We start from the raw sequence: 13,681 nt of genomic DNA, 5'->3' as shown, positions 1-13,681 counted from the left end.
GGCCCGTGCCTGCGCGGTGCTGATGGTGTTGGCCGCGCTGCTGCTGGCGCTGCCGGCGGCTGCCGCCACGCGCGCGTGGCTGGATCGCGACAACGTCGGCGCCGGCGAGGGCGTGACCCTCAACATCGAGACCGACCAGGCGGCGGCCACGCCGGACTACGCGCCGCTGCGCGCGGATTTCGCGCTCAGCAACGAGGTCAAGAGCCGGCAGATGCAGATCGTCAACGGCGCGGTCTCGTCGAAGTCCTTGTTCGGCGTGATGCTGACGCCGCGCAGCACCGGCACGCTGGAGATTCCGTCGCTGCAGGTCGGCAACGAACGCACCGCGCCCTTGCGGCTGGAGGTGGCCGCGGCCAGCGCCGCGGTGCCGGCCACCGCCAATGCCGACGTGCCCGCGCAGGTGGGCAACGCCGACGTCTTCGTGCAGACCGTCGTCGACGACGCGCGGCCCTACGTGCAGCAGAGCGTGGGCGTGGTGGTGCGGCTGTATCTCGGTGTGCCGCTGAGCTCGGGCGAACTGGACCTGGACGCGCCGGCCGGCGCGTCGCTGCAGCGCGTCGGCGACGACATCCAGAACCGCCGTCAGATCGACGGGCGCATGTACACGGTGGTCGAGCGGCACTACCTGCTGGTGCCCGAGCGCAGCGGCTCGCTGCTGTTGCCGGGCGCGCGTTTCAGCGGCCGCGGCCCCACCGGCTTCTTCGACGACTACTTCGGCCGCGGCGGCGAACTCAATGCGCGCGGTACCGCGCAGACCCTGCAGGTGCGCGCGCAGCCGGCCAATGCGCCGCAGCCGTGGCTGCCGCTGCACGAACTGCGCCTGCGCTACACCGCCACGCCGCAGCGTGCCAAGGCCGGCGAGGCTGCCGACATCGTGGTCGAGGCCACGGCACGCGGCGCGACCCAGGCGCAGTTCCCCGAACTGCCCACGCCCAGTGTCGATGGCGCGCAGGTGTTCGCCGAGCCGCCGCAGGTGCAGGAACGCTTCGTCGACGGCGGGCCGCAGGTGACCGTCAGCCGTCGCTACTCGATCGTGCCGCAGGCGGCGGGCCCATTGCTGGTGCGCGGCCTGCGCATGCCGTGGTGGGACGTGGGCGCTGGCGCTGCGCGCGAGGCCAGCCTGCCGGATCTGACCCTGCAGGTGCAGCCCGGACAAGGCGTGCCTGCGCCGGCCCCCGCCCCGGTCACCCCCGCGGCGCCGACGCTGAGCGCGGTTCCCGCCGACAATGCGGTGGCGCCGACGCATACCCTGCGGGGATGGCTCGCCTCGTCGCCGCTGTGGATGGCGCTGGCCGCGGGCTTTGCGGTGCTGTGGCTGGCGACCCTGGTCTGGGCCTGGCGTCGCTTGCGCCGTGCACGCGGCGTTGCAGCGCTGCCGGGCTCGGCGGCCAACGCTGCGCCGGGTGCGACATCGGCACCCGCGACGGCGCGCGCCGCATTGCCGGAATTGCGCAAGGCCCTGGACAGCGGCGGTCTGGACGAGGTCGCCGCGATCCTGTGCGCGCAGGCCGGCGTCGCCGACCTGGATACGGTGGTGCAGCGTCTGGACGATCCGGCGCAGCGCGACGCGGTGCTGCGCATGCAGCACGCACGCTGGGGCGGTGGCGGCGATGTGACCGGGGCGCGCGCCGCGTTGCGCGCGGCGTTCGCGTCGGGGCCGCGCTGGCGCGTCGCCTCGCGCGGCGCGGCGGAAGACGATCTGCCGCCGTTGTACCCGACCCGCAAGGCTTGAGCGGGGGGCGTGCAGCCAGGCTCGACCTTGCGATCGCGGGATCGTGACTCGCCAGTCTTGGGTAGCGCCATCCGACGTTGCAGGTGAGACGCGGCAAGCCGATGCGCGCATCGCGCAACCTGTGCCATCGTGTGATGGTCGATGTCTGCTCATGGTTTGTTAAGCTGAGCGCTCCTTTTCGCAAGGCGTACTCATGACCGACACCCCCGTGAAGGCCGAAACCGGCATGCCGTTGCATTGGAAAATGGCGATCGGCTTCGTCCTGGGGCTGGTGCTGGGGCTGGCGGTGCACATGAGCGTAGGCGGCGATGCGGCCTGGGTGCAGGCGCTGACCAAGTACCTCACCACGCCGTTCTCCAAGCTGTTCCTCAACCTGATCTTCATGCTGATCGTGCCGCTGCTGTTCTCGGCGCTGGTGATGGGCATTTCGGAGATGGGCGACATCCGCGCGCTCGGCCGGATCGGCTGGAAGACGCTGGGCTACACCGTGGTGTTGTCGGGTGTGGCGGTGCTGCTGGGTCTGGTGCTGGTGAACGTGCTCAAGCCGGGCATCGGCGTGGATCGCGAGCTGGCGCAGCAACTGCTGCAGCAGAACGTGGAGCGCACCGCGCAGATCGTCGACCAGAGCAGGCACCAGCCGCACGGCATGGACATGCTGCTGTCGATCGTGCCCGACAACGTGGTCGCTGCCGCGTCCAGCAACGGCGCGATCCTGTCGCTGATGTTCTTCGCGGTGATGTTCGGCGTGGGCATGGTGCTCAGCGAAGACGCCAAGGTGGCGACGCTGCGGCGCGGCATCGAGGGCGTGTTCGAGATCTCGATGACCCTGATCGGGCTGGTGATCCGCCTGGCGCCGTATGCGGTGGCCTGCTTCATGTTCAACCTGGCGGCGCTGTTCGGCTTCGAGCTGCTGGTGCGGCTGGGCGCCTACGTGGGCGTGGTGGTGCTGGCGCTGGGCCTGCACATGGTGGTGAGTTACGGCGTGGCGGTGCGCCTGGCCGGGCGCTCGCCGCTGTGGTTCTTCCGCGCCACCCGCGAGGCGACGGTGATGGCGTTTTCCACCGCGTCCAGCAACGCCACGCTGCCGACCGCGCTGCGCGTGGCCGACCAGATGGGGCTGCCGCACAAGGTCTCGCGTTTCGTGCTCACCGTCGGCGCCACCGCCAACCAGAACGGCACCGCGCTGTTCGAGGGCGTGACGGTGATCTTCCTGGCGCAGTTCTTCGGCGTGGAGCTGAGCATCGCGCAGCAGTGCATGGTGATGCTGGTCTGTATTCTCGGCGGCATCGGCACCGCCGGCGTCCCGTCCGGCTCGCTGCCGGTGGTGGCGCTGATCTGCGCGATGGTCGGGGTGGACCCGGTCGGCATCGGCATGATCCTGGGCGTCAACCATTTCCTGGACATGTGCCGCACCGCACTGAACGTGACCGGCGATCTGGCCCTGACCACGATGGTGGCCAAGGGGGAGGATGGCGGGGATTCGGGAGTCGGGATTCGGGATTGATGAAGGCGGCAGCGTCGCGGCCTGACGGGCCAGGCGTTGGACCGGCTTCAGCCGCGATTGGCCTTGCGGTGAACGCCTGTCGCAGCTGAAGCCGCTCCTGCGTCATCTCAGGCGTCCAGCCGGTGACGCTACCAATCCCCAATCCCCGCCTGTGGGACAATAGTGGGCCCGACGCCACGCGCCCGCTTCCGACAGATCCCTCATGACGACGCCTACCCGCCGCGAACTCGCCAACGCGATCCGTTTCCTTGCCGCCGATGCGGTCGAGGCCGCCAATTCCGGCCATCCCGGCATGCCGATGGGCATGGCCGACATCGCCGAAGTGCTGTGGAACGACTTCCTCAGCCACAACCCGAACAATCCGCACTGGTTCAACCGCGACCGCTTCGTGCTGTCCAACGGCCACGGCTCGATGCTGCAGTACGCGCTGCTGCACCTGTCCGGCTACGACCTGCCGATCGAGGAGCTCAAGCGCTTCCGCCAGCTGCACAGCAAGACCGCCGGCCACCCGGAGCGCAGCGAGACCCCCGGGGTGGAGACCACCACCGGTCCGCTCGGCCAGGGTTTCGCCAACGCGGTCGGTTTCGCGCTGGCCGAGAAGTTGCTGGCGCAGCGCTACAACCGCCCCGAGCACCAGATCGTCGACCACCGCACCTGGGTGTTCATGGGCGACGGCTGCATGATGGAAGGCGTGTCCCACGAAGCCGCCTCGCTGGCCGGCACCTGGGGCCTGGGCAAGCTGGTGGCGTTCTGGGACAACAACCATATCTCCATCGACGGCAACACCGCCGGCTGGTTCAGCGACGACACCCCCGCCCGGTTCGAGGCCTATCACTGGCACGTGATCCGCGATGTCGACGGCCAGGATGCCGATGCGGTCAAGGCCGCGATCGAGGCGGCGATCGCCGAGAGCGAGAAGCCGACCCTGATCTGCTGCCGCACCACCATCGGCTTCGGTGCGCCGACAAAGGCCGGCAAGGAATCCTCGCACGGCGCCGCACTGGGCAAGGAAGAGCTGGAAGGCGCGCGCAAGGCGCTGAACTGGCCGTATGCGCCGTTCGAGATCCCGCAGGCGATCTACGACGGCTGGCGCGCCGGTGGTGCCGGCACGCTGCGCCAGGCCGAGTGGGAGCAGGCCTTCGACAAGTATGCCAAGCAGTACCCGGCCGAAGCCGCGGAACTGACCCGCCGTTCGCACGGCGAGCTGCCGGAAGACTTCCTCGCCCAGGCCGACGCCTACATCGCCAAGCAGGCCGCCGAAGGCCAGACCATCGCCTCGCGCAAGGCCTCGCAGATGGCGATCGAGGCGTTCGCGCCGCTGCTGCCGGAACTGGTCGGCGGGTCGGCCGACCTGGCGCATTCCAACCTGACCCTGTGGAAGGCCAGCAAGTCGGTCGCTAGCGACGACCCGAACGCCAACTACGTGTACTACGGCGTGCGCGAGTTCGGCATGACCGCCATCGCCAACGGCCTGGCGTTGCACGGCGGCTTCATTCCGTTCGACGCCACCTTCCTGGTGTTCAGCGACTACGCACGCAACGGCGTACGCATGAGCGCGCTGATCCCGGCGCATGCGATCCACGTCTACACCCACGACTCGATCGGCCTGGGCGAGGACGGCCCGACCCACCAGCCGGTGGAGCATCTGGCGTCGCTGCGCTACATCCCCAACAACGACGTGTGGCGCCCCTGCGACACGGTGGAGTCGGCGGTGAGCTGGAAGGCCGCGATCACCCGCAAGGACGGCCCGAGCTGCCTGGTGTTCAGCCGCCAGAACCTGCCGTTCCAGGCTCGCACTGAGGCGCAGATCAAGCTGATCGAGCGCGGCGGCTACGTGCTGGCCGATGCCGAAGGCGGCACGCCCGACGTGATCCTGATCGGCACCGGTTCGGAGGTGGGCCTGGCGGTGGAAGCCAAGCAGGCGCTGGATGCCGCGGGCCTGAAGACCCGCGTGGTGTCGATGCCCTGCACCGACGTGTTCGATCGCCAGGACGCCGCCTACCGCGAGTCGGTGCTGCCGTCGGCGGTGCGCAAGCGCGTGGCGGTGGAAGCCGGGGTCACCGCCTTCTGGCGCGCCTACGTGGGCCTGGACGGCGCCGTGGTCGGCATCGACAGCTTCGGCGCCTCGGCGCCGGCGAACGTGCTGTACAAGCACTTCCAGATCACCGCCGAACACGTGGTGGCGGCGGCGAAGGCGTTGTAAGCCGAGAGCCACGATGGTGACGAAAAAGGCCGGCGCATGCCGGCCTTTTTCTTGCCTGTGTGGGTGTGTCGGATGAGGAAAGGGACGCTTCTACGACCACGCAATCGGCGCGATGCGCATCGGTGATGCGATCAACCGCGCTTGCGCGGCTTGCTGCGCGGCGTCGCAGGCTTGCCGGCGGCGCTGCCGGATTTCTGCGGCGTCGCCAGTGCGCCCGCCTCCTGCAGTTGCTGCAACCAGGACAGCGCGTCGACGTAGGACAGGAAGTGCTGCAGGTAGCCGGGCGAGAGCGTGCGCATCAACGCCAATGCGCGATGCACCAGCACGCCGGAGTTGAGCGGGCCGGCGTCGGCGGGGGCCGGTTGCAGCGACTGCCGCAATTGGCTGCGGCTGCGCAGTTCTGTCCACAGCCGACGTGCGTCTTCGACCGCGGGCAACTGTGGTGCGGCGAGGCGCGCTGCGGCGCTTGCTGCCGGCGCGTGCGACGGCGCAGCGGCGTCTGCATCGATTGCGCCGGTCGCCTTGGACGTCTCGGTGTCGGCATCCTCATGGGCGCCGACGTCGGTGTCCTGGCCGCTGCAGGCGGTGGTCGCCGCAGTCGCAGGCCGGTACTGCGCCAGCAAGGCACCGAGCGGGCCTGGTTGCATCGCGCGCACCGCGGCGTCGGCCTCGGCATCGCCAGCACCTTGCGGCGCCGCGGCCAGCGCCGCGGCGTACGCGTCGAGCAACGCGGACAGCTTCTGCTCCAGCAGTTCCCGCGCCTTGCCCTGCTGCGCCTCGGTGCGGCGCGCCAGCGCTTCGAGGAAGCGGAAGCGCAGCGGGTCCAGCCGCTCGGCATGCTCAGCACGCCAGGCGGCGAGGCGATCGGCGGCGGCGATCCGATCAGGGCGCATGCGGTGTCGCTGTGCTCTTGCGCATGCGCGGCAGCGGCGCCATCTCCACGCGGCGGTTGCTGGCGCGTCCGGCCTCGTCCACGTTCGGCGCCACCGGCTGCTGCGCGCCGAAGGCGGCGGCGAAGACCGCATCGGCCGGTACGCCGGCCTCGATCAGCGCGCGGGTCACGGTCAATGCGCGCTCGGCCGACAGTTCCCAGTTGTCGGCGAACTGGCGATTGCTCTCGCGCACCTGGCGATCGTCGGTGAAGCCGCTGACCATCAGGATCTCGTCGCGCGCCTTGAGGTAGCCGGCCAGCGGCGCGGCCAGGCTCTTCAGCAGGTCGCGGCCTTCCGGCTGCAACTGGTCGGAGTTCAGCGCGAACAGCACGTTGCCGCGGATACCGATGCGGCCGTCGACCAAGGTCACCCGGCCGGCTGCCAGCGGTGCCGCCAGCGCCTGTTCCAGCGTCTTGCGCTGCTGCGCTTCAAGCTGGCGCTGGCGCATCTCCGCATCCAGCTTGTTCGACAGCTGCAGTTGCACGCCGATCACGCCGATCAGGATCAGCACGAAGGCGCCGAGCAGTACCGACATCAGGTCGCCGAACACCGCCCAGACCGGGGCGCCGTTGTCGGCGTCCAGTTCCAGTTCGTCGCTCATGCCGCGTCGGCCTGGTCGGGCGCCTGGCGCGCGGCGAGCTGACGCAATTCCTCGGTGATCTGCTGCTGCGAGAGCATGCTCAGGTCGATCACCTCACGCGCCTGCGCCACGTAGTAGGCCAGTTGCTCGTCGCTGCGCGTCAGCGACTTGTCCAGCGCCTGCTCGATGCCCTGCAGGCGTTCCAGCAGGGCGGCGTTGGATTCGCCGAAGGCCTGCACCGCGCCGGAGAACGCGTCGCCCAGGCTGACCACCTCGGTGACGCCGGCGACGACCTGCGCGGCAGCGTCGTCGAGCTTGCCGGTCTGGGCGTCGATCTGGTCGGTGAAGCGGCTGCCGACGCGCTCCAGTAGATCGGCCGACGTCGCGACCAGGGCGTCCACCGCGCTGCGCTGTTCGGTGGACGCGTGGTTGACCGCCTCCAGCAGGGTCTGCAGCGTGGCCAGCAGGCGGTTGCGCTCGTCGAGCATGGCGGTGTCGCGGACCATGCTGTCGGACAGCTTCTGGCGCAGTTCCGCGACCACGTCGGCCGCGGCCTTCGGCGCTTCCGAGGCCACCTGCACCAGCCGTTCGATCTCGGCGATGGTGTCGCGCGCCTGTGCCTGGCCCTGCTCGGACATCGCCGCCGCGGTTTCCTGCAGGGTGCTGCAGATCTCCTGCTGGCGCTGTGCGATGCGCTCGCCATGGTGCTCCCACTGTCCGCCGAGGGTCGCGGCCATGCTGGCGAAACTGTCGGTCCAGGCACGCAGACGCGCCTGGTCGCGCGCTTCCAGTGCCTCCTGCAGGTCGGCATGGGCCTGCTGCAGCGTCTCGGCGAGGGCGGCGGCACGGTGTTCCAGGCTGGCCGCGGCGGTGTCCAACGCCTGCGCGTTGCGCGTGGCCAGGGCCTCGTTGACCTCGCGTTGCTGCGCCAGCGCCGCGCTCCACGCCTGTTGCACGGCCTCGACGGTGGCGTCCAGGCGGGTCGCCACCGTCTCCAGCGCCTGCGTCGTGTGCGTGGCGAAGGTGTCGTTGATCGCGCGCTGCTGTGCCATCGCAGCGTCCCAGCCCTGCTGTGCGGCTTCGGCGGTGGCGTCCAGCCGCGTCGCCACGGTGTCCAGTGCCTGCGCGTTGCGTGCGACCAGGGCCGCGTTGGCCTCGCGCTGCTGTTCCAGTGCCGTGCTCCAGGCTTGCTGGGCAGCTTCGGCGGTGGCATCCAGGCGGCTGGCCACTGCGTCCAGTGCCTGTGCCTGGCGTGCAGCGAGGCCGTCGTTCGCTTCGCGTTGCTGCGCCATCGCCTCGCTCCAGGCCTGCCTGGCGTCGTCGCTGGCGCCCTGCAGGCGTGCCGCGGTCGCCTCCACCAGCGTGGTGGCACGTTGCTCCATGCCGTCGCCGGCGCGTTGCAGCGCGCTGCCGAGTTCCTGCAGCAGCGCGCCATTGACGCGTTGCTGCTCGGCCAGCGCGCTGTCCCAGCGCTGCGTGGCCTGTTCGGCGGCCTGGGCGAAGCCATTGGCCAGGCCGTCCAGCTGCTGCTGCACCGCCTGGCCGACGCTGTCCTGCAGCGCGGCGGTCTCGCGTGCCACGCCGTCGAGCGTGCGTTGCACCACCGGTTCCAGCGCGTCGCCGAACGCCCGCGCGTGCGCGGCCACGCCGGCCTGCAGGGCGTGTTCGACCGCGCCGGCCAGGCGCGTGTAGGCGGCCTCGGTGCGGCTGTGGAAGGCGTCCTGGCTGCTGGCCAGGCGTTCGCCGCTGACCGCGCTGTGCTGTTCCAGCGCCGCCATCATCGTCTGCATGCGTTCGATCAGGCTCGGCATCAGTGTGGCTTGTGCCTGCAGCAGCTTGAACGCCTCGTTGCGCTGGTAGGCCAGCGAATGCGTGCGCAGCGCGGTGGCCGCATGCAGGTCCAGGTGCTGCACCGCCTGCAGGCGCTCGCGCCGGCACAGCGCGGCGAGCAGGCCGAGCATCGCCGAGGCGGCGACGCCGGCGATGGAGGTGCCGAAGGCGAAGCCCAGGCCCTTCAGCGGCGCCGCCAGCGAGGCGCGGATGGCATTCAGATCGGTGGCGCTGTCCAGTGCCAGGCCGGTGCCGCGCAGGGTGGCCATCATGCCCAGGAAGGTGCCGAGCATGCCCAGCAGCACCAGCAGGCCGACCAGGTACGGGGTCAGCGCCGGCACCGGCAGGGCCGCGCGTTCGCCTTCGATACGCAGGCGCACCGCGTTGCGCAGGCTCGGGTGCAGCCGTTGCAGCCAGCCGCCCAGATCGCTGCGCGCGGTCTCGGCGTCGCTCAGCGCGGTGCGCAGGGTCGCCGTGGCCTGGCGATAGCGGTACAGCTCGGCGATGCCGGCCAGGTAGCACAGGCCGATCAGCGCGGCGAAGCTGGCGCCCAGCGGGTTGGAGCCGAGATAGCCGACGCCGATCCAGCAGACCACGGCGAGGCCGGCGAGGAACAGGACGGAATGGAGCAGGGTCTTGGGCATGAGGATCGGATCAACGGCTGCGAAGCGCGGCGAGCAGCGCTTCGATGGGATGGAAACGGACGTCCAGCTCGGCGCGCAACACGCTGTGCAGGTCCTGGCGGAACAGGTCCAGCCAGGCCGTGTCGGCAGGCGCTGGCGGAACGTCGGTGAGGGATGGATCGGGGGCGGGCGTCGCCGCGGCGGCGCGCAGGCGCTGGAAATGCGCTTCCAGCAGGTTGGGCACCGTCGCCAGCAGGGTCTGCTCGCGCGGGCTCAGGGTCAGTTCCATCACCGCATCGACCTCGGCAAGCCGGGCCATGTCCGGCGAGAGCGGAACGAGAGCATCGCGCAGCAGGCCGCGCAGGCGCCCGGTCGCGGTCAGTATCGCGCGCTGCAGCGCCTGGTAGCGCTGGCGGAACGGCGCGTAGTCGATCGGTGCGTCGGGGTCGTGCTGGCGCTTGCCCACGGGCTTGCCGGTTTCCTTGGCGATGTCCAGGGCGATGCTCTCTTCCAGCGCAGCGCGCACGCGGCCGCATTCGGCCTCCAGGGCCGACGGTTCCGGCGCCTCGGGGGTGTCCTCGGCAGGCTCGGGCAGTTTGCCGTCCAACGCCCGTGACACCGCCACCGCGCGGTTCCAGTCGATCCATTGGCCGAGCCGGTCGGCGAGCGCGGGGCTGGACGCGGGCATCGGCGCATCGCTCAGGCGCGCCAGCAGGCGAATGAAGGCCGGGCCCGGGACGGGCGCCCGTGGAGGGGCTTTCGCCATGTGAGTGGTCAAAAACCCGCAATTTTACACGCGAATGACATCGGCTGCCCGGAGGCGGCCGATGCCGAACCGCAAGGGGACGCCAGCGACCTCAGCGCGCCTGGCGTTCGGTGCGAATGCGTTGCCTCATTTGCATTGCGGCTTGTTCATCTTGATGTCTTTCAGATCGGCAGCCGTATACAGCGCCGCGGGGCGGTTCGGGTCGTTCTGCATGTTCTGGTAGAGATTGGCCAGTGCCTGCAGATGGCCGTCTTCGCCGCTGCCGAAACGCTGCTGTTCCGAAGCCTTGGCGCCATACAGGCCATTGCACAGCAGGGCTTTCCTGAAGATCTTCAGCACTTCAACGCGCGCATAGTAGGTCTGCAGGCGCTGTGCGGCGTCTTGCGGCTGGTGATTGATCTTCGCGTAGTTGCTGTTGCAACGCGGACCGAGGTCCGTCGGATAGGCGGCGGCGATGCCCGCGCAACTGGCGACGGTGGCGGGCGGAGCGGCCAGCGCAGCAAAGGGCAGGAGTGTCGACAGCACGAGCAGAAGAGCGCGGAGCGATGGGCGCATGTTCATCGAAGGGAATCCTTGGTCGCAATGGGATGGATGGTCGGCTTGCGCGCCATGCAGACATGGTCGTCGCGCAGCCACTGTCGCTGCGTGCCGATATGTGCGGGATCGGGAAATGTCCCTAGATGCCCGGGCCTTCAGCCCGAGGAAGCGCGATGCAGCTTGCGGAGGATTGCCGCACCCCTCGATGCTTCGGCGCCAGGAGTGGCTTCTGACGGCGGGGCGCGGCGCTGGTGCATCCTGCCCAATGCCTTGCGTGCTGTCTGCACGCAAGGCACTCGCCGCAGCGGCGGAGGCAGGGCAGCGTCAGTAGGTATAGCTCAGCGTGAGCATGTACACGCGCCCGGTTTCCACGTAGGCGCCGTCGGCACCGGGGTCGTAGGCCATGTAGCGGGTGGACTTGCCCTGTGTCTCGTAGAACGTGGCCGAATTCAGCAAGTTCTTGGCAGCGATGCCGACGTCGATGCCGTGCGGCAGGTGGTAGGTGGCGGTGAAGTCCAGCGACTTGACCGGCTGCAGGTAGTAGTTGAGCCGGTCGCTGGTCAGGCCGAGCAGTTGCAGGCCGGTGTAGTTGTAGCTCAGGTCGGCGCGCAGGCGGCTGTCGTCGTAGAACAGGTCCAGGTTGTAGATGCGCTCGGGCGCACGCGGCAGCCAGGTCTTTTCGGGCTGGTCGGTGCGCTTGCTGTCGGCGGAACTGTGTTGCAGGGTCAGGTTGGCGGCAACGCCGAAGTTGCTCCAGAACCCAGGCAGATCCTGCAGGCGCTTGCTGCCGGCCAGTTCCACGCCGTACAGCGTCGCGGTACCGCCGTTCTGCGGCATGGTCACCGGCACGCCGTCCTCGAAGGTGGTACCGGTCGGCACCAGGCCGCCGAGCGTGTTGTCGTTGCTGGTCGCCGACTGCGAGGTGTAGATGAAGCCGGTGATGCGCTTGTAGTAGGTCGAGGCGCTGAGCACGCCGCCGTTGCGGTCGTAGAACTCCGCGGACAGGTCGGCGTTGTCGGCTTTGCTCGGCTGCAGGTCGGGATTGGGTTTGGAGATGCCGATGACCTTCTGGGTGGGGTCGACCGTGTACACGGTCTCGCCGGAGATCAGCCCGAACGCCGGGCGGCTGAAGCTGCGCCGCAGCGAGGCGCGGTAGACGGTCAGCTCGTCCGGACGGTAGTTGAGGCTGATGCCCGGCAATACTTCGCCATAGCTGCGGCCGCTGCCGACGAAGCGGCCGTTGATGCCGTCGCCGTTCGATTGCCAGGCATCGGCGGAGTAGCGGGTCAGTTCGTAGCGCACGCCGGGCAGGATGGTCACCGCGCCGACATGCAGCGTGGCCATCGCGTAGCCGGCGTAGATCGCCTCGGTACTGGAGGTGGTGTTGGCGTTGTAGTCGTTGGCGGTATAGATGCCGGCGCCATTGGGATCGTTGACGTACTTGTACGGCACCGCCTGCGCACGCACCCAGTCGCGGTCGAGGATCTTGAACGGGCCGGCGTAGTGGCCATCGAAGGCGGCGTAGGTGAGGCGGCCGGGCAGGGCGCTCAGCGGCGGGCCGCCGGCGTTGGGGAACACGTAGTTGGTGCCGCCGAAATACGGGCCGTTGTAGACGAAATTGCCGTCCTTGTGGAAGAACGGGTGATCGTAGGAGCCGCGGTCGGCGTGGTCGAGCGACAGGCCGGTCTTGACCTCGTCGAGCACGTCGCCGTCCACGCGGTAGCTGATGTCGGCATGCGCGCTGGCGCGGTTGTCGTGGCTGCCGGCATCGTGGCCCTGGGTCTTCCAGAACAGCGCCGAATCCAGGCTGTAGAAGAAGTTCTTCAGGGCCGGCGAGCTCGGGCCGATGCTCGGATAGGTCGGGTCGCTCAGGTCGAACGCAAAGCTGCCCGGGGTGAAGCCGTACAGGCTTGCGGCGACGTAGTCCGGGCGGCTGCGCGTGCCGCGTCCGAAGGAACTGCCGTAATCGAAGCGCAGACGATCCAGCGTGGTCTGACCGCCCAACTGCAGCGTGGCCAGGGTTTCCTTGATGTCGTGAGTGTTGAAGTAGCCGCCACGCACCGCGGTCGGCTGACTGTTGACGGTTTCCAGGCGTGCGCTGGATTGGTCCTGCTGGCCGGTGACGTTGTAGCTGCCGTAGATGGCGCGCGCGAAAAGGGTGGTGTGCTCGCCCTGCCAGTCGAAGGCGAGGTTGCCGCCGTAGCGCTCGATCTGGCTGGTGTAGACGCTGTACTTGTAGCGGGCGCTGAGCAGCGGGCCGACATCGCGCAGATCCACTGCCTTGGCCTGCGCCGGATCCGCCGGGAAGTAGGCGCTATTGGGCGCCGGCGCCTGCGCCATGTTGTTGTTCTTGCCGTAGTAGGCCGAGGCATAGACGCCGAATGCGTGGTCGTCGCCGAACTTCCAGGCCAGCTCCTGTTGCAGCGTGCCGCCGGTGTGCTTGCCGCCGAGGTCGGAAGCGAGCGCGTTGAACTGGCCTTGCGCGGTGGTCTTGCCGTAGAAGTCGCCATCGAAGTCGAACGCGCTGGGTGTGCGCATGTCGATCGCGCCGCCGATCGCGTCGCCCGGCAGGTCCGGGGTCGGCGACTTGGAGACCTTGACCGACTGGATGCCGAACGGCGCCAGCATGTTCAGCGAGATCGCACGCGTGGACGAATCGGTCTCGGGCATGCCGAAGCCGTTGAGACGGTAGCTGTTGTAGCTGGCATCCAGGCCGCGGATGCTGACGTAGGCATTTTCGCCGGTGGTGGCCTGGCCCAGGTGCATGTCGCTGTAGGCGGACAGCCCGGGCAGGTGCGCGACCACGTCGGCGATGCCGGCGGAGGGAATCGCGTCGATCTGCTGCTTGCTCATCACGCTGTTGACGCCGTTGGACAGGCGCTGTTCGTCCAATGAGCCCGGCACGGTGGCCTGCGCGGCCTGGACGTTGACCGAGTCCAGGGTGGTGGTGCGCGCGCTGGCGTCATCGGCGTCG

The 13,681-nt window shown here is 69.2% G+C and carries 9 protein-coding genes; 3 read left to right on the top strand and 6 right to left on the bottom strand.

The features are described 5' to 3' along the window. Window positions 1–22 precede the first annotated feature (22 nt). From CEK69_RS18785 to tkt, 3 genes are all read left to right on the top strand, one after another. Window positions 23–1,732 (top strand): BatD family protein, encoded by a 1,710-nt coding sequence (locus tag CEK69_RS18785; RefSeq protein ID WP_193314043.1) that lies wholly within the window; start codon window positions 23–25, stop codon window positions 1,730–1,732. Window positions 1,733–1,925: 193 nt separating this feature from the next. Continuing rightward, a complete protein-coding gene (locus CEK69_RS18780; protein WP_152247333.1) occupies window positions 1,926–3,236 on the top strand; it encodes a dicarboxylate/amino acid:cation symporter in 1,311 nt (436 codons plus the stop codon). Between the two features lie 202 nt (window positions 3,237–3,438). Next, a complete protein-coding gene (gene tkt / locus CEK69_RS18775) occupies window positions 3,439–5,439 on the top strand; it encodes a transketolase (RefSeq protein ID WP_152247331.1) in 2,001 nt (666 codons plus the stop codon). Window positions 5,440–5,570: 131 nt separating this feature from the next. On the opposite strand, the gene CEK69_RS18770 is transcribed toward tkt, so the two are convergent. From CEK69_RS18770 to CEK69_RS18745, 6 genes are all read right to left on the bottom strand, one after another. Further along, entirely contained in the window at window positions 5,571–6,332 is a 762-nt protein-coding gene (locus CEK69_RS18770; RefSeq protein WP_152247329.1) for a DUF2894 domain-containing protein, read from the bottom strand. Further along, window positions 6,322–6,972 (bottom strand): OmpA family protein, encoded by a 651-nt coding sequence (locus CEK69_RS18765; protein WP_152247327.1) that lies wholly within the window; start codon window positions 6,970–6,972, stop codon window positions 6,322–6,324. The genes CEK69_RS18770 and CEK69_RS18765 overlap by 11 nt, the downstream gene beginning before the upstream one ends. Continuing rightward, window positions 6,969–9,425: a DUF802 domain-containing protein gene (locus CEK69_RS18760; protein ID WP_152247325.1), complete on the bottom strand. Its 2,457-nt coding sequence runs from the start codon at window positions 9,423–9,425 to the stop codon at window positions 6,969–6,971. Before CEK69_RS18760 ends, CEK69_RS18765 begins: the two co-directional genes overlap by 4 nt. A 10-nt stretch (window positions 9,426–9,435) precedes the next feature. Continuing rightward, window positions 9,436–10,170, bottom strand: a complete 735-nt coding sequence (locus CEK69_RS18755) for a DUF3348 domain-containing protein (RefSeq protein WP_152247323.1) — start codon at window positions 10,168–10,170, stop codon at window positions 9,436–9,438. Between the two features lie 126 nt (window positions 10,171–10,296). After that, window positions 10,297–10,731: a hypothetical protein gene (locus CEK69_RS18750; RefSeq protein ID WP_017909857.1), complete on the bottom strand. Its 435-nt coding sequence runs from the start codon at window positions 10,729–10,731 to the stop codon at window positions 10,297–10,299. Window positions 10,732–11,031: 300 nt separating this feature from the next. Next, window positions 11,032–13,647: a TonB-dependent receptor gene (locus CEK69_RS18745; RefSeq protein ID WP_152247371.1), complete on the bottom strand. Its 2,616-nt coding sequence runs from the start codon at window positions 13,645–13,647 to the stop codon at window positions 11,032–11,034. Window positions 13,648–13,681 lie beyond the last annotated feature (34 nt).

Origin of the sequence: Xanthomonas sp. LMG 12462, from assembly GCF_009192885.1 — a bacterium.
In the GTDB taxonomy this organism is placed as follows: domain Bacteria; phylum Pseudomonadota; class Gammaproteobacteria; order Xanthomonadales; family Xanthomonadaceae; genus Xanthomonas_A; species Xanthomonas_A sontii.
This window is presented reverse-complemented; position numbering and strand designations above follow the sequence as displayed.